We start from the raw sequence: 19,414 nt of genomic DNA on the forward strand, positions 1-19,414 counted from the left end.
TCTCCGACGGTGCTAGTCTGCGAGCATGTCACATGATCAGGGGACCATACCTGTTCTGGACCTGGGCACGGCACGGCAAACCGACGGATCATTCAGCCCGGAATTCATTGAGCAGCTGCGCGATGCCACCCATCGTGTCGGCTTCTTCCAGCTCGCAGGGTACGGCGCCACACCTGGCCAGGCCGAGGAACTCCTCGCCATTATCAGGCGCTTCTTTGCCCTGCCCCTCGGGGAGCGGATGAAGCTGGACAACCGGCTCTCGCCGCACTTCCGGGGCTATACCCGGATGGGCACGGAGGTTACCCAGGGCAGGGCCGACGCGCGGGAGCAGATCGATTATTCTCCGGAACGGGAACCCGTCACGGATTATCCGCCGGACCAGCCGTACTGGCTCCTACAGGGCCACAACATGTGGCCGGATGAGTCGCTGCCCGAACTGGAACCGGCAGCGATGGCATGGGCAGAACTGATGTCCCGTGTGGGCACCGAACTTCTCCAGGCCATCGCGGTCTCCCTGCAGCTTCCGGAGGACTACTTTGACGAGCCGTTCCGGGACACGCCAGCCTGGATGGGCAAGCTGGTCCACTACGTAGGGGGCGTCGTGGAAGCCGCGGGCGGCCAGGGCGTGGGCTCGCACGCCGACTACGGATTTGTCACGCTCCTGCTGCAGGACTCGGTGGGAGGCCTGGAGGTGCTGCCGCCGGGAGCCAGCGAATGGGCGCCCGTGGAGCCCCTCCCCGGAGCACTGGTGGTGAACCTGGGCGAGATGCTTGAGGTGGCCACCGAGGGCTACCTCGCCGCCACGATCCACCGGGTCCAGGCGCCCCCTCCCGGGGTGGATCGTTACTCAGTGCCGTTCTTCTGGTCGCCCCGGCTCAATGCGGTCATTGACCCGGTACCACTGCCGCCTGAGCTGAAGGCGCAGGCCCGTGGTATCTCGGACGATCCGACCAACCCGATGCTCGCCTCGTTCGGCCTCAACATGCTCAAGGGCAGGATGCGCGCCCATCCGGATGTCACGGAGCGGCACTACCCGGAGCTCATGCAACGCTGATTCGTTACCGGTCAGAGGTTGTACTTCCACGCTTGCTGCGCCGGGCAGACATTCATCACGACATCCAATCCGGCTGCCTTTGCACGTTCTGCCGCCGCCTCGTCAATGACGCCCAGCTGCAGCCAGACGGCTTTGGCCCCCACCGCGATGGCCTCGTCCACCACTGCCCCCACCTTCTGGGAGTTCACAAAGCAATCGACGACGTCGATGGGCTGCTTCTCCGGTGGAATGTCCGCCAAACGGCGGTAGCCGGTTTCGCCGTGCACCGGATCGCCGGAAAGGTTGACGGGAATGATCTCCATTCCCAGCTGGTCTCGGATAAAAAGCGACGTGTCGTACGCCGCGCGCCATTCATTCGACGTCAGGCCTACGATCGCCCACCGCCCCTTGGTGCGCATGAGGCGTTCAATGACTGCCGGATCGTTGGTGTGGCCCATAAAGACATCCTATTCCGGGCCTACCGGTTGAATTTCTTCAGCCAGTTTGCACCGAGGTCCACATTCGACCTGACGGCCTTCCTGGCCGCTGCAGCCTTGCTGGCGGCAAACAGCTTCTGCGCTTTTTCGAAGTCCCGGGCCACATGGTCCACGGCCCTTTCCGGTTCCCGGGCGGGACTTTCCTGAACCTGCCGGGACAGTACTGCTTCCGCGACGGCTGCCGTGCCTGCGAGCGCAGCACCGGGGGCGGCACCCAGGACGGCCCCGCCGCCGACTGCCTTGACGCCGTCGGCCTTGTCGCCGTCCCCAACAATGTCCTTGACAGCGTCCCCGACAGGGTCTGGCTGGGCTGTGGAACCTCCTGCTTTCGTGCCTGGTCCGGTCGACGATGAGGGCGGCTGCTTCGGCGGCGCTGGCTCCGGATGCGGTCCGGCAGCCCTCGTCCTTGGCGCCGCGGGCAACGGCGGCGGCGGTGTCACCTGCTGCTGTGCTGGTGTCGAGTCCCCTTCGCTGCCGGACGGATCTCCGGAGATGGTCCAGGAGGGATCCCAGTCCTCAACCAGGTGCTGGATGGAGGCGCGGGCGGGCTGCCCATGGACGGTGCCGGTGGCTGCGACGCCGGTGACGCCCAGCCCCATGCCCGCGATGACGGCCAGTCCCACAACGGCGGACCTGTGCCGACGCAGCCAGCGCCGCCGGGCCATCTGATCCTGGGTGCCTGTCATCAGGGCTGCCAGTTCGACGCCGGGGCCGGGTGCGGGAAGGGACGCGAACGATCCCAGGGAGAACAGTACGGCGCGGAGCTCGTTGGAGTCGGATTGGCCGGAGTCAAGCAGCATCTCATCCACTATTTCCTGCAGACAGCTGGCATTCGATGTCATGGTGCCACATATTCCTTTACTGCCGACTGTTCACGGAGCCTGGTCAAGGCACGCCGTTGGAGCTGCTTGACCGATCCTGCGCTCTTACCCATGACGGCGGCAACTTCATCAACGGTGAGGCCGCCAACGAGGCGCATGGTCAGGACTTCCCGCTGCTCGTCCAGGAGGCCTTGGAGAAGCGCCAGGACTTCCTGGGGTGAGACCCGCTCCAGCGCTTCAGCTTCCGCGGAGGATTCCGCGCGCTGATCCAGGTCAGCATCGAAGGGAAGCTGGACAGGGGTGCGGCTTTGCCGGCGATGGTCGTCCACCAACCGGGCATGGGCCACGGAAAAAATAAAGGTGCGCAGGCCGCCAAGTCCGCCGCTGACAGTGTCCAGTCTCGGAAGAACGGCGAGGAACACTTCCTGCATGACCGCCTCCGGATCTTCCACTCCGCGGGCCTTGAGATAGCCCAGGACCTGGGACGCATAGGTCCGGTACACGAGGCTGAAAAGCTCTGGATCCCGGGCGCCCGCCCGCAATCCATCATCAGTCAGCGCATCGGTCACGGACGTAGGGCTTTCGGTGAGGGGACTTTGCTTGCTCAGTCTAGGGCCACTGACGCTGTTGCGGAATGCCCTTGCCCAGCTAACTTTACCTGCGGTAACCAAGCCGCCCGGGCCACCGCATCCGTCCCTGCTTCGAAACCCTTCAACCTGTGAGGGCTGCGGGCACAAAAAGAGCCGGGCTGGAATGTGATGGGGGACATATTCCAGCCCGGCGCTTCATAAAGGTAATCGCTCGAAGGGGGCCCAGGGTTACGCGTTATCCGAAAAACTTTTTTGGTCCCCGGATTGGTGTGCCTAAGTGACTCCTGACCAGTGTGGTGCCGGAACCGGACGGTGCAGTGGTTTGGCGTGGCCGGCCGCGCGCACCCGCTTCACCGGCATTCGCTTGTCGTCGCAGGCCTGCACCGGAGCGCCTGCTTCGGGCGCTAAAGGCTGGGCCGGGGCAGCTTCAGGCGGGGCCGGGGCAGCGGCCGGGCAGAGGTCGGTGATGAGGCCCATCCCTGCGCACTCCCGGACGGCGGCGATCCCGGCCACGGCAGCAGACTTGTCCTCAAATGCCGACGAGACCGCCATAAGTGCCCCGTCTGGCCCCTTGAGTCGAAATCTGAAATGCGATTCCGCGTCAACGAAAAGTTCAAACATCCCGGCCATGGCAATCCTTCCGCGCTGGGACTGCTGTCCGGCAGCAACGTCCCTCGGAGCAGGCCGCGGCGCATCCTTGCTGTCTACCGAGGGCCCGGTCGAAGGATCTGCTGATGAGCTCGTCCTGTGTTAACGAGTGTGTTGCCAGCGCACACCGGCCCACAAGGCTGCCCGGGTTAACCCTGCGTAAAATGCGTGCAACCGGCACCGGCGGGCCACCTTTCAAGGTGACCCGCCGGCGTCGTACTTCTGTTGGACTTAGGTCCTGACAGGGCTTTTGTGCCTACATTTTTGTAAGGCATCTGGTGACTGACACGGATCGTGCCGTGCATGCCTTCTGGTAGTCCGGCCTCGTGTGGTGATTGAGCGGCGCGCTGCAGCTTGTGGTTGTCCCCGCCAGTAGTCCAGGAGAAGCCCCCGAGCGCATTGCTCCCCTGAAGTGGTCGCATATCACGCGGCCGGCCCTTGAATTAGGTTCCCAACCAGTGCTCAGGTCTGCTCAGGTCAAGGTATTGATCTTAGCCGCCTGTATGTACCTGGTGAGGATCCGCACAGGCGGGTGAAGTGATCGTAGAAACTGCTTTGCGAACCGAATCCCGCCGCGTGGGCGATCGCGAGTGTTGTCATTGATGTCGTGATGAGCAGTCGCTGGGCCTCAGCAACCCGGCAACGAGTGAGATAGTTGCCTAGCGTCGTGCCGACCATGTCACGAAACAGTGTCATTGCATAGTTCGGGCTTAGATGCGCGGAGGAGGCAATGTCCGACATCGAGATGTTCTGTCGGAAATGGGTGGTCATGAACTGCGCCATCGTAGTAATGCGCATCATGCAGTCACCTGTCGCGGCAGGAAGGGTTTGATTTTCGTCTGCATCAGAGCTTGACTGCAAATGGTGTTGCAGCGCCCGTCTTGTCACGGCATGCGCCTCAAGGAGCGCAATCGTCTCGCCCTCGCAGCTTTCCAAGTCACTTGTCCAGGACTTGAACATTGATTCTAAGTTGCGCTCGACAGCGGCTGCTGGAACAACGATCAGTTGATTCATGAGGAGTTCGTTGAGATTTCGGTTGGGAAGCCCCCAGCTCAACACCTTGGCAAGTGGAATGTGCAGCCAAAAGACGTCGCTCGGCGTCGCATCTTTAGCAATGAGTCGATGGGGCGTAGCCGCCCAGAACAACGCAACCTGGCCGCTTTCAACTCTGACCCGCGAGCCGCCGAACAGATACTCCAAGGCGCCGTCCAGAACGAAATTAAGTTCAAGGTCGTCGTGCCGGTGCGCTCTCGGCATCGAAGGCACCTCGCCTCGCCATACACAGAGGCGGGACGCAGTTATTTCGACGGAGTCAGGAGATTCTGGCAGCAGGGTTTCAACGGGCATGGCCCTAAACATACCTGCCATCGTAGTATCCCGGAACATTCGCCGTTTGGAACGGAAGTGAGATTCTGGCGTGCAGCCTAGCTTGGATGGATGACAACATCCTCTTCCCAAAAAATTACGATCATCGGTGCCGGCGGGTTCGTGTTTCCGTTTCGCCTCATAGGTGATCTGGTGAGTTTTCCGGCCCTCCGTTCAAGCACACTGTGTTTGATGGACCTTGACCCGGAGCGGCTATCGCGCACTGCTGATGCTGCCCGATCCCTCATAGCCCACCATGGTTTCGATACCAAGATTGTCGAGACCATCGACCGCCGCGAGGCCCTCCTCGATGCTGACTTCGTCATCATTACCTTCCAAGTCGGTGGTATCGATTCCTACAGGCACGACGTTGAGATCCCACGGAAATACGGTGTAGACCAAGCGGTCGGGGATACTGTCGGTCCGGGAGGTGTGTTCCGATTCCTCCGTTCCGTCAACTCCTATGACGCCATCGCAGCGGATGCTCTGGAATTGTGTCCCAATGCGCAGTTCATCAACTACGCCAACCCGATGGCCATGGCGACAGGATTCCTCAACGCCAAAGGACTTAAGGCCGTCGGGCTGTGCCACAGTGTCCAGGGGACGACGCGGATGCTGGCCCGGACCCTCGATGTTCCCTACGACGATGTGAGTTTTGTCTGCGCCGGCATCAACCATCAAGCCTGGATTCTCAGTTTCCGCCGCGGCGAAGAAGACCTCTATCCAGGCCTGCGTGCGGTCATGCAAAGCCGCCACCTCCGAGGCCGGGCGGCAGACAGCCTCGCAAAGGACGACGGTGATCACAGCGAGCCCGCTGAAGCTGCCAGCAACTACGAGGGGGGCAACGAACAGGTACGCACGTCGATTATGGACGCCTTCGGGTTCTTCCAGACCGAGTCCAGTCACCACGCGTCCGAGTACCTGCCGTACTTCCGAAAGTCGCCGGACCTTACTCTGGAATACATTCCGCAACGCTGGGACTACTACGAAATCTGTTCCAGCCATGATGAGCAGGGCGAGATCGACGGACAGCTTTCATATTTAAAAGCGAACCTCACTACCTCGGTCGAGTACGGCGCGAGCATCATCAACTCGATCGTGACGGGAACACCGAGCGTTGTTTACGGCAATGTACCGAATGACGGATTGATCGGGAATCTTCCGGAATCCGCCTGCGTTGAGGTGCCTTGTTTGGTGGACGCGAATGGGGTGCAACCCACTGCGGTCGGCGACCTGCCGGCTCAGCTCGCAGCCGTCAACAGAACCAATATCGGCGTACAGGATCTCGCCCTCAGAGCTGCGCTAACCGGCGTGCGTGAACACGTGTACCACGCAGTGATGCTCGACCCGTTGACGAGCGCCCTGCTCACACTCGATCAGATCCGCGCCATGACTGACGAGCTCCTTGAGGCGCATTCCGGACTTCTGCCAGCAGGACTCCGCTTGTAATCACTCGCTTGTAATCACTACACGCCGAGTATTCGGCGCGATCAATACGAAGCCTTCCTAACCAAGTTCCTGCGTAAACCTGGAAGGTCGTTCGAACCTCACGACGATGCAGTCCGCGGCAGACGCAGCCGGAAGCTGAGCCAATCGAATCGCTTCGACCAATTCCTGGGCTGGCTGCCCGGTACGGAGCTGCGCAGAGCAGCAGCCGGCCTGGCAATTAAGCCTTCGTCAGGCCAACAGAAGTCCACACAAAGGAGTGCAAATCATGCTTGGAAACAATGCCTCACCGGAACGCAGCCCGTCCCTGAAGGAGCTCGGCCGCACAGGGGTAGGCCGCCGGTCCTTCCTGGGTCTTGTGGGTGGTGCCGTGGCCTTTGCCGCCCTCCCCGCTCTCACTTCATGCAGCAGCGGCGGCGGCGGGGCCCCGCAGGCCACCAGTTCCGCGGGGATGTCCGACGCCACGTCCAAGCTCGTGCCCAGCTACATTCCGCTGGACATCGTCAAACCGGACATCCCGAGTGTGAACGGTACATCGCCCGGCTTCACCAAATACCCCTCATCCTTAGTCAAGTCAGTGCAGGGTGTTCCCGGTAAAGGCGGAAGCTATACAGTCATGACCCCGGCCTGGTGGGCAATCCCGCCGGCGGATAACAGCTACTACCAGGCCGTCAACGAACGGCTGGGCGCAAAGCTCAATTTCCAGGTCAGTGACGGAAACACCTACGGGGACAAGATCCAGACGGTGCTGGCCTCACCCAAGGATGTGCCGGACTGGGTGGTCATCCCGTCCTGGAACCTTCCGCCGCGGTTCGGCCAGGCAGTCAAGGGCCTCTTCACTGACCTTTCCCAGTACCTTGCCGGTGACAAGGTCAAGAAGTACCCCAACCTCGCAAATATCCTCACCTCAGCCTGGAAGTACAGCTGTTTCGAAGGCGGGCTGTACGGGTTGCCGTTCCCGAACGAGCAGGTCGGGAACGCCTTCTTCTACCGTAAGGACCTGTTCGATGAAATGGGCCTGGAACAGCCAAAGTCCGCCGATGAATACATCGCACTGGCCAAGGAAATCACTGACCCGGCCAAGAACCGCTGGGGTTCCGAAGATGTGTGGGTCGGCGCGCAGATCATGCATGGCGTGGACAACTGGAAACTGGTGGACGGCAAGCTTCGGAGCAGGTTTGAGACAGACGAATACCGGGCTGCCCTGGAATGGGGTGCAAAGCTTTTCGCCTCAGGCGCTGTCCACCCGGATGCCGTGGCCGGCAACACCCAGAAGTCGGGGCAGCGCTTTGGGTCCGGCGCGTCGCTGATGACCAACGACGGGATTGGTGGCTGGCATGGAACCCTGGCCCTGAACCTGCCCAGCAACCCGAAGTTCCAGATGCAGCCCATGGACTTCTTTGCCCCTGACGGCGGAAAGCCCACGTTGTTCCGCGGTGCGCCCGCCGCCATCTTCAGTTTCATCAAAAAGACCGATGATGCTTCGAAGGTTGAGGAAATGCTGGCCCTGGCCAACTTTGCGGCCGCTCCCTTCGGCACGGACGAGAACATGCTGATCAACAACGGCGTGGAAGGCATCCACTACACCCGCGACGCACAGAACGTTCCGCAGGCCACGGCCAAGGGCACGGCGGAAGTGACCAGCACGTACGCGTTCCTGGTGAACTCCGCTGTGGTGAACAACCAGGTCCAGTACCCCGGCTACGTAAAGGCCAAAACGGACTGGGAAATCCGGCAGGCCCCCTACGTGGTTGACCCCCTCTTCTACGGCCTGCAGATTCAGGAGCCCAGCAAATTCGGCTCCCTGGGAAAGCCGTTCGACGACCTTTCCAAGGACATCCTCCGCGGGCGCAAGAGCATGTCGGACCTTGATGCGGCCGTCGCCACCTGGAAGAAGAACGGCGGAGACGAACTGCGTGAGTTCTACGCAGGATTCCTGAACGCCTAGGACGTATCTCCCAAAGCGGCGAGCAGATGCTAACTGCTCGTAGAACGAGTAACAGATTGTGTAAATGTCGATCGACAAAGCTGTGTGACATAACTTAGGCCCGCCGTTCGCACGGCGGAGCCCTTCGCTCACTTCAAGAACCCTGACCGTCAAGGAGAGTCCCACATGAGTTTGTACCCCCGTCGAAGAACCCGTCTGCGGCTGATCGCCGTCATGGGCGCCGTGCTCGCGCTGCTGGCGACCGGTTTCCTGGGCACGGTCAGCGCCCAAGCGGCCCAAGACTGCGAGGTCGATTACAAGGTCACCGGCCAATGGTCCGGCGGCTTTAACGCCAACGTCGAGGTCACCAACCTCGGCGAGCCAATCAAAAACTGGGACCTCGAGTGGACCTGGCCCGACGGCCAGAGCGTCACCGACATGTGGAACGCGAAGGACAAGAGCAGGGCCGGATCGGCCAAGGCCAGCGGCCGGGGCTACAACGCCGCGCTCGCGACCGGCGGTTCGACGTCGTTCGGGTTCACCGGTTCGTGGTCGGGTGCGAACACCGACCCGACCGGGTTCCGCCTCAACGGCCGCCTCTGCGAGCCGACCACCCCGCTCAGCGCCATGGAGCAGGTCGCGGCCATGCAGCCGGGCTGGAACCTTGGCAACACCCTGGACGCGCTGGGCGGTGAGACCGCCTGGGGCAACCCGCTGATCACCGAGGAACTCCTCCGGACCATCAAGGCCAACGGCTACAAGTCGATCCGCCTTCCGGTGTCCTGGGACGAGCACACCGGTCCGGGACCGGACTACACGATCGACCCGGCCTGGCTCGACCGCGTCGCGCAGGTCGTGGACTGGGCGATCGCTAACGACCTCCAAGTGATGGTCAACCAGCACGACCAGATGTGGACCAAGCTGCTGCCGGACGACCGCGAGAACGTGTTGGCGAAGTTCAAGGCGATGTGGACCCAGATCGCCGAGCGGTTCAAGTACTACCCGTCGGAGCTGTCCTTCGAGAGCATCAACGAACCGCAGTTCCCCAGTGACGAGGCCAACAAGGACGCCCACACCGCCACGCTCAACGTCGCCTTCCACGAGGCCGTCCGCTCCACCGGCGGGAACAACGAGGACCGGCTCCTGGTGCTGCCGACGTGGGTCACCAACTCCGAGCAGCCCCACCTTGACGCGCTCAAGGCCACCATCGACTCCCTTGACGACCCGATGATTGCCGCGACCGTCCACTTCTACGGGTTCTGGCCCTTCAGCGTCAACATCGCCGGGTTCACCACCTACGACGAGGCGACCCAGCAGGACCTCAAGGACACCTTCCAGCGCGTGAACGACACGTTCCTCGACAACGACATCCCGGTCATCGTCGGGGAGTGGGGCGTCCTCGGCTATGACTACACGCGCCCTGGCGTCCCCCAGTCCCAGCAGTACGGCGAGCTGCTGAAGTTCTTCGAGGCCACCATGTACGAGGCCCGGGAGCAGAAGTTGACCTTGATGCTGTGGGACGCCGGCTCGTACCTCAACCGCAACACCCTCGAATGGCGCGACCCGCTCCTTCGCTCGTACATGGAGTCGGGGATGACGACGCGTTCGGGCACCGCCTCGTTCGACTCGATCTACCTCGAGAAGGCCGGGACCATCGCGGACGAGTCGCTGACGCTCAACCGCAACGGCCTCGAGTTCAAGGGTCTGTGGCACGGGGACACGGCACTGGCCGAGGGCGCCGACTACACCGTGACGGGCGACACGCTCACCCTCACCGCCGCCGCGCTCACCCGCCTCGCGGGCGACCGCGCCTACGGCACCAACACGACGATCGAGGCCCGCTTCTCGGACGGTCTGCCGTGGCGGATCCACATCATCACCTACGACACTCCGCAGCTCTCGGACGCATCCGGGGCCACGGACTCGTTCGCGATCCCGACCCGGTTCTTGGGCGACCAGCTCGCCACGATGGAGGCCAAGTACGCCGACGGCACCAATGCCGGGCCCAACGACTGGACTGCCTTCAAGGAGTTCTGGGCGGCCTACCGGCCCGACTATGATGCGGGCGCAATCAGCCTTACCCCGGATTTCTTCAACGTGGTCAGGGACGACGAGCCCGTCACCCTCACCTTACACTTCTGGGGTGGCGGCACGATCGACTATACGATCACCAAGACCGGCACGACCGTGACCGGAACCTCCGCCTAGGCGGCAACCTGCCCGGCGCCGGCGGGCCACCTTTCAAGGTGACCCGCCGGCGTCGTACTTCTGTTGGCATTAGTCCTTGATGAGGTCGTTGACCACGATGGTCTGGTCCCGGTCCGGGCCCACACCGATGGCGGAGAAGCGTGTGCCGGAGAGCTTTTCCAGGGCCAGGACGTAGTTGCGTGCATTCTCCGGGAGGTCCTCCAGGGTGCGCGCCGCAGTGATGTCCTCGGTCCAGCCTTCGAAGTATTCAAAGATGGGCTTCGCGTGGTGGAATTCCGTCTGGGTCATGGGCATTTCGTCGTGCCGGACGCCGTCGACGTCGTAGGCCACGCACACCGGGATCTGTTCGATGCCGGTGAGGACGTCCAGCTTGGTGACGAAGTAGTCGGTGAAACCGTTGACCCGGGCAGCATGGCGGGCCAGGACGGCGTCGTACCAGCCGCAACGCCGAGGACGGCCGGTGTTGACGCCGAACTCGCCGCCGGTCTTCTGGAGGTAGACACCCATCTCATCGAACAGCTCCGTGGGGAACGGTCCGGCGCCGACGCGGGTGGTGTACGCCTTGATGATGCCGATGGAACGTGAGATTCGAGTGGGTCCGATGCCGGAGCCTACCGAGGCACCGCCCGCTGTGGGGTTGGAGGATGTCACGAACGGGTAGGTGCCGTGGTCAACGTCCAGGAACGTGGCCTGGCCACCCTCCATCAGCACCACTTTGCCCTCATCCAGCGCCTTGTTCAGCACCAGGGTGCTGTCGATGACCAGCGGGCGGAGGCGCTCTGCAAAGGACAGGAAGTAGGCAACGATCTCCTCCACCTCGATGTCGCGGCGGTTGTAGACCTTGACCAGGAGCTCATTCTTCTGCCGCAGCGATCCCTCGACCTTCTGGCGGAGGATGGACTCATCGAACACGTCCTGGACCCGGATGCCCAGGCGGGCCACCTTGTCCATATATGCCGGGCCGATGCCGCGGCCGGTGGTGCCGATGGCGCGGCTGCCGAGGAACCGCTCGGTGACCTTATCCAGCACCTGGTGATAGGGCGCGACCAGGTGGGCGTTGGCGGAGACACGGAGCCTGGACGTGTCGGCGCCACGGGCCTCAAGGCCGTCGATCTCCTGGAAGAGTGCCTCCAGGTTCACCACGCAGCCGTTTCCGATGATCGGAATAGCGTTGGGGCTGAGGATGCCGGCCGGAAGGAGCTTGAGCTCATACTTCTCACCGCCTACGACGACGGTGTGCCCGGCGTTGTTGCCGCCGTTGGGCTTAACGACGTAGTCGACGCGGTGGCCGAGCAGGTCAGTAGCCTTACCTTTGCCTTCGTCGCCCCATTGGGCTCCGACGATCACGATTGCTGGCATGGGATCCTCCCCCATTCGTTCGGGCCGCATCCCGTTGTCCAGCCCTGCCTGAATCACCAGGGGCGGATGCCGGAAGTCGGCACCGTTCATGAGAATGCCCCGACGGCTTCAGTCTGGCGGAACAGCTTCGGTGGCCTGCCAGGCAAGAGTTCGGGGCTCTTACCAGCCAAGTTTAGCGGATGCGGGGGTTTCTCCACTTGTTCGGCGACGCGGCTCCGCGTTGCCGGCACGCCACCTGCCGCCATCCCGTGAAACAATCCGGCAAAGGCTTGCCCTCATCCGCGCGATGCCATTAAGTGAGAGTACCCATCCGGAGCGGCCGAGAGACCTGGCTCGTAGACGCCGCAGCAACCGCGGAGGTGCAGGGACAATCCTGCCTGCAGGTGCTACTGCCAGGACCGATGGAAGGAATGATCCATGTCCCTCAACACTGACCACATCCGGGCCACGCATGCAGGCTCCCTGCCCCGCACACCTGAGCTCATCGCCGCCAACGCCGCTAAGGAAACAGACGGCATTACTCCCGAATTCCTTGAGTTGCTGGAAGCATCGGTGGCGGGTGTCGTCCAGCGGCAGAAGGATGTCGGGCTGAATATCCCGAATGACGGCGAATACGGGCACACCATGTCCACTTCGGTTGATTACGGGGCCTGGTGGAACTACTCCTTCGCCAGGCTTGGCGGCCTGGAACCAACGGATGTGGACCGCTGGAAGGACCCGGTGGTGCATCGCTCTACTCCGGGTCATATTGTGCTGACCTCATTTCCCGATCGCCGTGACCGGCTGGCTTTCAACGACGCCTACACCGATCCGTCCTCAGGGATCCTGACGCACCGCAAGAGCGTCTCCCAGCCGAAGATCACCGGGCCCCTGACATACACCGGACAGGACCTGGTGGCATCTGATGTTACGAACCTGAAGAAGGGCCTGGCTGCAGCCGGCCTGACTGAAGGCTTCGTGGCTTCGCTGTCCCCCGGTTCGTGCGCCAGGGTGGCCAACGAGTACTACGCCTCTGATGAGGAGCTCCTCTATGCCTGCGCTGATGCCATGCGGGAGGAATACAAGGCCATCATCGACGCCGGCCTGACCGTCCAGTTGGACGACCCGTCGCTCGCGGAAAGCTGGGACCAGATCAACCCTGAACCAGCGCTGCAGGACTACCTGAGGTTCATCCAGCTGCGCGTCGAGGCCACGAACTGGGCGCTGCGCGACTTGCCCAGGGACCGGATCCGGCTGCACGTCTGCTGGGGATCCTGGCATGGACCTCACACGACGGATATTCCGTTCGCGGACATCATCGGGTCCGTGCTGCAAATCAACGCCGGCGGCTACTCCTTTGAAGCAGCCAACGTCCGCCATGAGCACGAGTGGCGGATCTGGGAGGACACTAAGCTGCCCGAGGGCAAGGTGATCATTCCCGGCGTCGTGTCCCATGCCACCAACGTCGTGGAGCATCCCGACCTCGTGGCGGACAGGATCGTGCGGTTCGCGGAGCTGGTGGGACGTGAGAACGTCATCGCCTCCACCGACTGCGGACTGGGAGGCCGTGTGCACCCGCAGATTGCCTGGGCCAAGCTTGAGGCCCTGGGTGAGGGTGCGCGGCGCGCCACCGCGCGGCTCTGGTAAGAACACCACCAACTCCGCGGAAGGGCTCGTTACCCTGACCCGCAAAACCCGGCGCAGCGGCCCGGCGTTTCGTTTTGCGGGGCTTGCTAAACTGGAGAAGGCCGACCAGGAATCGGTCCACACCACATTTCAACCCATCCCGGGAACTGCCGTCCATGACGCGCCCATTTTTCCGGATTGGCAGCATCGCCGAGCCCCGCAGGAGACATTGCACTACATGACAGCCCTGGCACCCGAATCTTTCCGCGAGCAGCTCCTGAGCCGCCGATACGAACCCAACGTCGCAGCCGTCAACGAACTGTGCGATTCCCTGCAGGACGTGAGGCCGGACAGCGAAGTCCCGTACGTCGATCCCATGCATGACGTGGACGAGTGCCGGATCATCAGCCTGTACTCAAACATCGGCGAGGCCGACAAATCGGGTTTCATCACAGCAGGGGACGACGACGCCGCCACCCGCATGCTGGGCATCCAGTGGAAGCTGGGCCTCCGCCCCGAGTTCGTCATGCCGTGGAACGTCCACCCCTGGCACACCCCGGGCGAGCCCAACGGAAAGTTCACTCCGGACCAGATCGCCGCCGGCCTCAAGCCGCTGCTGAAGTTCCTGGCCCTGGTTCCGCGTGCTTCCGTGATCGTGGCGCACGGCACTGAGGCCAACCGCCTGGCCAACCTGCTGCTAAAGACCGAGGTTCCGCTCCTCTGGCGCCGCGGCTTGAAGACCTACAAGGTACGTTCCCTGTGCGGCCGCGCGTTTGCCGGAACTCCGGCACGGCAGGAGCAGTACCTCGAGGAAATGCACGTGGCCTATGCCGACGCCATGGCCCGCACGGGATTGACTAAGCCCAGCTAGCTTCTTAACCACAACGCGGGGTCACTTCCCGCCCAATAATCCGAGGATTATGGGCGGGAAGTGACCCCGCGTTGCTTTAAGCCCGTTGCTGTTGAGGCGATCAGGCCTCGATGGCGGCTTTCGCTGCCGGATCCGAGTCGTTGAGGAACTTCTCGATGCGCTCCGGCTCGTCCGCCTCACCGATCGCCGCCGACGCGCGGCCCAGCGAATAGAGGGCCCGTAGGAACCCGCGGTTGGGTTCGTGCTCCCACGGGATCGGACCCGTCCCGCGCCAGCCATTGCGGCGCAGCGAGTCCAATCCACGGTGGTAGCCCACGCGCGAGTAGGCGTAGGAATCGATGGTGCGCCCTTCAGCCCACGCCTCCTCTGCGAGAAGAGCCCAGAGCAGGGAGGACGTAGGGTGCCTGGCCACGAGGTCCAGGGCTTCCTGGCCGGCCTCCAGCTGCTCGTAGACCTCGGTCTCGGCAGGCAGGAGCGTAGGCTCGGGGCCCATCAGGTTCTTACGGAACTCGTCCGACATCCTAGAAGGTCTTGCCGAGCGATCCGAGCTGCTTGGCTGCCTCGACCACGCGGGCGGCCAGGCCGGCTTCGGCTGAGGCGCCCCAGACGCGGGGATCGTAGAGCTTCTTGTTGCCGACCTCCCCGTCGACCTTCAGCACGCCGTCGTAGTTCTTGAACATGTGGTTCACGACCGGACGCGTGTAGGCGTACTGGGTGTCGGTGTCGATGTTCATCTTGATGGTGCCGTAGGAAACGGCGTCGGCGATTTCCTGGTCGGAGGAGCCGGAGCCGCCGTGGAAGACGAGATCGAAGGGGTTGTCCTTGCCAATCTTCGCACCCACCTGCGCCTGGATGTCCTTCAGGATCTCCGGGCGCAGTTTCACGCCGCCGGGCTTGTACACGCCGTGCACATTGCCGAACGTGAGCGCGGTGATGTAGCGGCCGTTCTCGCCGGAGCCAAGTGCCTCGACGGTGGCAAGGGCATCTTCCACCGTGGTGTACAGCTTGTCGTTGATGGCGTTCTCGACGCCGTCTTCCTCGCCGCCGACGGTGCCGATCTCCACTTCAAGGATGATCTTGGCGGCGGCGGTGCGCTCCAGCAGTTCACGGGCGATGCGGAGGTTTTCCTGCAGCGTCTCGGCGGAACCGTCCCACATGTGGGAGTTGAACAGCGGGTTCCGCCCGGCCTTGACCTCGGCCTCGGAAGCGGCCAGCAGCGGCAGGACGAAGCCGTCCAGCTTGTCCTTGGGGCAGTGATCGGTGTGCAGCGCGATGTTGACGTTGTAGTTCTTGGCAACTTCGCGGGCAAAGGCCGCGAAGCCCAGGGAACCGGCAACCATGTCCTTGGTGGCGGCGCCAGACCAGTAGGCGGCACCGCCGGTGGATACCTGGACGATGCCGTCGGACTCGGCGTCGGCGAACCCGCGCAGGGCCGCGTTCAGCGTCTGCGAGGACGTGACGTTGACGGCGGGGTATGCGAAGCCGCCCGTCTTTGCGCGGTCGATCATCTCGGAGTAGATCTCTGGGGTTGCAATGGGCATGCTGACTCCTAAAGTGAATTTCGTCTGCGGGTTTTGTGGACCCTGGAGTGAACCTCGTCGGCTACGAACCATCCTAGCCATTTCTGCCGGGCGCCCGTGTTTCGGGTCACGCGTCCGGGTAATACTTGCTTAGATGTGCTGGTTGAACACGTGGCGGCGGACCCAGGCGTGCATGGCGATTGCGGCGGCGGAGGCCGCATTGATGGAGCGCGTACTGCCGAACTGCTCTATGGAGAGGGTGGCCAGCGCCGCCTCATGCACCTCCGGCGTCAGGCCGGGACCCTCCTGGCCGAAGACCAGCACGCAGTCCTTGGGCAGCTCATACGTTTCAAGGGGCACCGAGTCGGGGAAGATGTCGATGCCGATGATGGCCAGCCCCTCCCCCTGCGCCCAGGACACAAACTCCTCCACTGTGGGGTGGTACCGGACGTGCTGGTAACGGTCGGTGACCATAGCCCCGCGCCTGTTCCACCGGCGTCGTCCGATGATGTGGACCTCCTTGGCGAGGAAGGCGTTGGCAGTCCGCACCACGGTGCCGATGTTGAGGTCGTGCTGCCAGTTTTCGATGGCGATATGAAAGTTGTGCCGCCTGGAATCGAGATCCGCAACGATGGCATCGTGCTTCCAGTAGCGGTACTTGTCCACCACATTGCGCCGGTCGCCGTCCGCCAGCAGCTCCGGATCCCAATGGTCCCCGGCCGGCAGCTCGCCTTCCCAGGGCCCGACGCCGACCTCCGCTTTGGGCTCCGGCGCCTCCTCTGGTAGGGGAACGGGCAGGTCGGGGTTCTGGGGGTGGCGGGTCACCCCTCAACACTAGACTGGGCCTTTGGTACGTTCATCACCGGCGGAGGAGAAACATGGCAAAAACAGACCAGGTCAAGGGATCGCCGGCGGTATACCGGAGCGGACAGGAGATCGAGTGCTGGCTGACCGATATGGACGGCGTCCTGGTTCATGAAAACCAGGCTGTCCCGGGAGCCGCGGAGCTGATCCAGCGTTGGGTGGACACGTCCAAGCGTTTCCTGGTGCTGACCAACAACTCCATCTTCACTCCCCGCGACCTGGCCGCCAGGCTGCGGGCCTCGGGCCTTGAGGTCCCCGAGGAGAACATCTGGACGTCTGCCCTGGCCACGGCTCAGTTCCTGAAGGACCAGGTGCAGGGCTCCGGTTCCGGGAACCGCGCGTACACGATCGGTGAGGCGGGACTCACGACGGCGCTGCACGAGGCAGGCTTCATCCTCACCGACCAGGATCCCGACTTTGTGGTGCTCGGCGAGACGCGTACGTATTCGTTCGAGGCCATTACGATGGCCATCCGGCTGATCCTGGCGGGGGCGCGCTTCATCGCCACCAACCCCGACGCCACTGGACCGTCCAAGGACGGCCCCATGCCCGCAACCGGTGCCATCGCCGCACTGATCACCAAAGCCACCGGCCGGGAACCGTACGTTGTGGGCAAGCCGAATCCGATGATGTTCCGGTCCGCCATGAACCAGATCGACGCGCACTCCGAAACCACGGCCATGATCGGGGACCGGATGGACACGGACATCATTGCCGGAATGGAAGCCGGCCTGCACACCGTCCTGGTCCTGACCGGCATTACCCAGCGCGAGCAGATCGCGTCGTTCCCGTTCCGTCCCAACCAGGTCCTCAATTCCGTGGCGGACCTGAAGAGCCAGATCTAGAAGATGGTCACCCTTGTTCCGCCGCCGGGCAGGGGGAAGTACTCATTCAGCAGGCGCTCCACAACGGGGCTGTAAATTCCAGGATTCCATCCGGGGCTGGCGTGCGCTGGCCTGGCCCCGACCGTCTGCTGGTCCGTGGACACCATGTTGGATCCAAACGCCACCGCCCACTTATCCCGGGCAGTTCCGTAGTCGATCGTCTGGTCCTGGGGGTTCCCGATGAAGGCCATCCGGGTCCCTCCGAGTTTGTCCCTGAAGACCGTGCCGTCAAAGTGGTAAATGTAGTCGGACTCGGTCTGGATCAGCAGGGTGGATGGTGCGATAGGTGAGAGCTGCTCCATGCTCTGGTCCAGGATCTGGCGCCACGAACGCTCGTCCTTGTGGATCACCCGCTCACCCAGTTCGTACCCGCCCCGCACCACCGAGGGGAGGCGGACTCCGCTTTCGTAGAGGAACACCACCCCGTCGAACCAGCTCTGGTCAAGGACGTCGTTCTTGTTGTACGGGCTGGAGTCCAGGAGGATGAACTCGACCTCCACGTTCGCGAGTTCGCGCAGCTTGTACGCCACTTCGGTGGCCACCATGCCTCCGAAGCTGTGCCCGTAGAAGAAGAGTTTCGTCAGCTTTTTCTCCCGGATGTGCCCAAGGATGGCGATCACCAGCTCATCGATATCCAGCCCTTGGTTGGAATAGCCGACGGCGGCCAGCTGCCCGCGCTTGTTCAGCACCCCGCGGAGTGCGTTAAGGATCCAGAGGGCTTCTTCCCAGCTGGTCTTGTAGCCCGGGAAAAGGAACCAGCTGGCGTCCGGATAGTAGGCGTCGGCGAAGCCGTCAGGAACGGGCAGGATCTTGCTGGCCCTGCGCTCGGCCTGGATCCGTCGGGTAAACAACATGTCCGCGGCCAACAGGGACGAGGCGCCGGCTCCCACCAGGAAGCTGCGGCGCGAGAAGCGGCGGAGGGCGGCGGCGTCGGCGAGCAGCCGCGCTTCGGCAGCACAAGGCTGCTCCTGTTGCTCTGGTTCCCCCTTTTGCGGCACACCTCTACCGTAGCCACAGGGGAACCTGTCACTGCAACTGCATCCGCACGACGATCAGGCCGATGTCATTTCAGCGGGCGGCTCCTCCTCTGCCTGGGGCTGAAGCACGCCATCCCCGGATTGCCGCAGCGAAATCTCGTGGCCGATGTCGTTGTAACGGGCGAGGAGGTCGGCTCCGCCAAACGCCTGGGGAGTATCCAGCAGCGCAAAGAGCAAGTCGCTGGCGGCCAGGAGTTCGTCATCGGAACATTCCCCGAGGGCACGGTCCGCCAACAGACCCGGGGAATCGGGCATGATTTCCACGTGTGGCAGTCCATCCATGAATCCGTCCGTGAACAGATCCGTAATAGCCAGCGACTCCGTAAAGGCCAGCGACTGCCCGAGGATGCCTGACCCGGCGGCCTCTCCTGTGGCTGCCATCTGGAGCGAAACGCCTTGGCCTTCGACTCCCGCAAACGTCTCACCATCGATGGCGTTCAGATCGTTCCGGAGGCCTGCCAGTGCCGCCGATTCGATGAAGGCTGCGCCGGAAAGGTCTACCCGGATGTGCGAACTGATCCCCATCCGCCGCACGCGGCGAATGATGTGGACAAGGGATGGGCGGGATTCCTGGTTAAGGCTCCCCTGGACGTCAATCCTGACAATATCGGTGACGACGTCGAGCTTAATAAGGGCTTGCAGCGTGAGATCCATAGGTACTCCAAAGGAGGGTGTCTATGGCCGACGGCTCAACCTCGGCAAGCCTATCCTCCCGGCACTTCCGGCACAACCCGCGGGT

At 62.9% G+C, this 19,414-nt stretch carries 18 protein-coding genes and 1 riboswitch; of the genes, 7 read left to right on the forward strand and 11 right to left on the reverse strand.

Going from position 1 to position 19,414, the window contains the following annotated elements; all coding sequences use genetic code 11:
- The first annotated feature begins 25 nt into the window (after positions 1-25).
- A complete protein-coding gene (locus QFZ40_RS17295; RefSeq protein ID WP_306905888.1) occupies positions 26-1,054 on the forward strand; it encodes an isopenicillin N synthase family dioxygenase in 1,029 nt (342 codons plus the stop codon).
- Between the two features lie 11 nt (positions 1,055-1,065).
- Here QFZ40_RS17295 and QFZ40_RS17300 read toward each other — a convergent pair whose 3' ends face one another.
- The 5 genes from QFZ40_RS17300 to QFZ40_RS17320 form a co-directional block, all read right to left on the reverse strand.
- Positions 1,066-1,491: a CoA-binding protein gene (locus QFZ40_RS17300; protein ID WP_306905889.1), complete on the reverse strand. Its 426-nt coding sequence runs from the start codon at positions 1,489-1,491 to the stop codon at positions 1,066-1,068.
- A 20-nt stretch (positions 1,492-1,511) separates the two neighbouring features.
- A complete protein-coding gene (locus tag QFZ40_RS17305) occupies positions 1,512-2,372 on the reverse strand; it encodes a hypothetical protein (RefSeq protein ID WP_306905891.1) in 861 nt (286 codons plus the stop codon).
- Positions 2,369-2,920 carry an RNA polymerase sigma factor gene (locus QFZ40_RS17310; RefSeq protein ID WP_306905892.1) on the reverse strand — a complete coding sequence of 184 codons (552 nt, stop codon included), beginning with the start codon at positions 2,918-2,920 and terminating at the stop codon, positions 2,369-2,371. The genes QFZ40_RS17305 and QFZ40_RS17310 overlap by 4 nt, the downstream gene beginning before the upstream one ends.
- A 294-nt stretch (positions 2,921-3,214) precedes the next feature.
- Entirely contained in the window at positions 3,215-3,571 is a 357-nt protein-coding gene (locus QFZ40_RS17315) for a YegP family protein (RefSeq protein ID WP_306905893.1), read from the reverse strand.
- A gap of 495 nt (positions 3,572-4,066) precedes the next feature.
- Positions 4,067-4,936, reverse strand: coding sequence for a helix-turn-helix domain-containing protein (locus QFZ40_RS17320; RefSeq protein ID WP_306905895.1), 870 nt, complete (start codon positions 4,934-4,936; stop codon positions 4,067-4,069).
- A 90-nt stretch (positions 4,937-5,026) separates the two neighbouring features.
- Here QFZ40_RS17320 and melA point away from each other — a divergent pair, with 90 nt between their 5' ends.
- From melA to QFZ40_RS17335, 3 genes are all read left to right on the forward strand, one after another.
- Positions 5,027-6,403 carry an alpha-galactosidase gene (gene melA, locus QFZ40_RS17325; RefSeq protein WP_306905896.1) on the forward strand — a complete coding sequence of 459 codons (1,377 nt, stop codon included), beginning with the start codon at positions 5,027-5,029 and terminating at the stop codon, positions 6,401-6,403.
- Between the two features lie 265 nt (positions 6,404-6,668).
- Complete coding sequence (locus QFZ40_RS17330) at positions 6,669-8,348, forward strand: extracellular solute-binding protein (RefSeq protein WP_306905897.1); 1,680 nt, start codon at positions 6,669-6,671, stop codon at positions 8,346-8,348.
- Positions 8,349-8,513: 165 nt separating this feature from the next.
- A complete protein-coding gene (locus QFZ40_RS17335; RefSeq protein WP_306905898.1) occupies positions 8,514-10,535 on the forward strand; it encodes a cellulase family glycosylhydrolase in 2,022 nt (673 codons plus the stop codon).
- 69 nt (positions 10,536-10,604) lie between these two features.
- On the opposite strand, the gene QFZ40_RS17340 is transcribed toward QFZ40_RS17335, so the two are convergent.
- Positions 10,605-11,894: an adenylosuccinate synthase gene (locus QFZ40_RS17340; RefSeq protein WP_306905899.1), complete on the reverse strand. Its 1,290-nt coding sequence runs from the start codon at positions 11,892-11,894 to the stop codon at positions 10,605-10,607.
- Positions 11,895-12,197: 303 nt separating this feature from the next.
- Positions 12,198-12,302: riboswitch (SAM riboswitch) on the forward strand.
- Between the two features lie 9 nt (positions 12,303-12,311).
- Here QFZ40_RS17340 and QFZ40_RS17345 point away from each other — a divergent pair.
- Both QFZ40_RS17345 and QFZ40_RS17350 read left to right on the forward strand, forming a co-directional pair.
- Positions 12,312-13,520, forward strand: coding sequence for a cobalamin-independent methionine synthase II family protein (locus QFZ40_RS17345; RefSeq protein WP_306905900.1), 1,209 nt, complete (start codon positions 12,312-12,314; stop codon positions 13,518-13,520).
- Positions 13,521-13,737: 217 nt separating this feature from the next.
- Positions 13,738-14,370, forward strand: a complete 633-nt coding sequence (locus QFZ40_RS17350; RefSeq protein WP_306905901.1) for a uracil-DNA glycosylase — start codon at positions 13,738-13,740, stop codon at positions 14,368-14,370.
- Between the two features lie 100 nt (positions 14,371-14,470).
- Here the strand turns inward: QFZ40_RS17350 and QFZ40_RS17355 are convergent, their stop codons facing one another.
- From QFZ40_RS17355 to QFZ40_RS17365, 3 genes are all read right to left on the reverse strand, one after another.
- Positions 14,471-14,890 (reverse strand): DUF3151 domain-containing protein, encoded by a 420-nt coding sequence (locus QFZ40_RS17355; RefSeq protein WP_306905902.1) that lies wholly within the window; start codon positions 14,888-14,890, stop codon positions 14,471-14,473.
- A 1-nt stretch (position 14,891) separates the two neighbouring features.
- Positions 14,892-15,911 (reverse strand): class II fructose-bisphosphate aldolase, encoded by a 1,020-nt coding sequence (gene fbaA / locus QFZ40_RS17360; RefSeq protein ID WP_306905903.1) that lies wholly within the window; start codon positions 15,909-15,911, stop codon positions 14,892-14,894.
- A gap of 129 nt (positions 15,912-16,040) precedes the next feature.
- A complete protein-coding gene (locus QFZ40_RS17365) occupies positions 16,041-16,715 on the reverse strand; it encodes a TrmH family RNA methyltransferase (RefSeq protein WP_373427446.1) in 675 nt (224 codons plus the stop codon).
- Positions 16,716-16,768: 53 nt separating this feature from the next.
- On the opposite strand from QFZ40_RS17365, the gene QFZ40_RS17370 reads away from it, so the two are divergent.
- Positions 16,769-17,599 (forward strand): HAD-IIA family hydrolase, encoded by an 831-nt coding sequence (locus QFZ40_RS17370; protein WP_306905904.1) that lies wholly within the window; start codon positions 16,769-16,771, stop codon positions 17,597-17,599.
- Here the strand turns inward: QFZ40_RS17370 and QFZ40_RS17375 are convergent.
- Together QFZ40_RS17375 and QFZ40_RS17380 are read right to left on the reverse strand one after the other, a co-directional pair.
- Positions 17,596-18,636: an alpha/beta hydrolase gene (locus QFZ40_RS17375; protein ID WP_306905905.1), complete on the reverse strand. Its 1,041-nt coding sequence runs from the start codon at positions 18,634-18,636 to the stop codon at positions 17,596-17,598. The two genes, QFZ40_RS17370 and QFZ40_RS17375, sit on opposite strands and share 4 nt — an antisense overlap.
- A 54-nt stretch (positions 18,637-18,690) precedes the next feature.
- The gene (locus tag QFZ40_RS17380) at positions 18,691-19,329 is read right to left on the reverse strand and encodes a hypothetical protein (RefSeq protein ID WP_306905906.1); all 639 of its coding nucleotides are present in this window, start codon (positions 19,327-19,329) and stop codon (positions 18,691-18,693) included.
- Positions 19,330-19,414: the final 85 nt, after the last annotated feature.

Origin of the sequence: Arthrobacter pascens (assembly GCF_030816475.1) — a bacterium.
GTDB lineage: Bacteria > Actinomycetota > Actinomycetes > Actinomycetales > Micrococcaceae > Arthrobacter > Arthrobacter pascens_B.

Bases quoted from the DNA above. Each gene is read 5' to 3' on its own strand.
- QFZ40_RS17370 (WP_306905904.1), top strand. From the start codon at position 16,769: ATGGCAAAAACAGACCAGGTCAAGGGATCGCCGGCGGTATACCGGAGC.
- melA (WP_306905896.1), top strand. From the start codon at position 5,027: ATGACAACATCCTCTTCCCAAAAAATTACGATCATCGGTGCCGGCGGG.
- QFZ40_RS17350 (WP_306905901.1), top strand. From the start codon at position 13,738: ATGACAGCCCTGGCACCCGAATCTTTCCGCGAGCAGCTCCTGAGCCGC.
- QFZ40_RS17340 (WP_306905899.1), bottom strand. From the start codon at position 11,894: ATGCCAGCAATCGTGATCGTCGGAGCCCAATGGGGCGACGAAGGCAAA.
- QFZ40_RS17295 (WP_306905888.1), top strand. From the start codon at position 26: ATGTCACATGATCAGGGGACCATACCTGTTCTGGACCTGGGCACGGCA.
- QFZ40_RS17380 (WP_306905906.1), bottom strand. From the start codon at position 19,329: ATGGATCTCACGCTGCAAGCCCTTATTAAGCTCGACGTCGTCACCGAT.
- QFZ40_RS17355 (WP_306905902.1), bottom strand. From the start codon at position 14,890: ATGTCGGACGAGTTCCGTAAGAACCTGATGGGCCCCGAGCCTACGCTC.
- QFZ40_RS17345 (WP_306905900.1), top strand. From the start codon at position 12,312: ATGTCCCTCAACACTGACCACATCCGGGCCACGCATGCAGGCTCCCTG.
- QFZ40_RS17320 (WP_306905895.1), bottom strand. From the start codon at position 4,936: ATGCCCGTTGAAACCCTGCTGCCAGAATCTCCTGACTCCGTCGAAATA.
- QFZ40_RS17335 (WP_306905898.1), top strand. From the start codon at position 8,514: ATGAGTTTGTACCCCCGTCGAAGAACCCGTCTGCGGCTGATCGCCGTC.
- QFZ40_RS17305 (WP_306905891.1), bottom strand. From the start codon at position 2,372: ATGACATCGAATGCCAGCTGTCTGCAGGAAATAGTGGATGAGATGCTG.
- QFZ40_RS17315 (WP_306905893.1), bottom strand. From the start codon at position 3,571: ATGGCCGGGATGTTTGAACTTTTCGTTGACGCGGAATCGCATTTCAGA.
- QFZ40_RS17330 (WP_306905897.1), top strand. From the start codon at position 6,669: ATGCTTGGAAACAATGCCTCACCGGAACGCAGCCCGTCCCTGAAGGAG.
- fbaA (WP_306905903.1), bottom strand. From the start codon at position 15,911: ATGCCCATTGCAACCCCAGAGATCTACTCCGAGATGATCGACCGCGCA.
- QFZ40_RS17300 (WP_306905889.1), bottom strand. From the start codon at position 1,491: ATGGGCCACACCAACGATCCGGCAGTCATTGAACGCCTCATGCGCACC.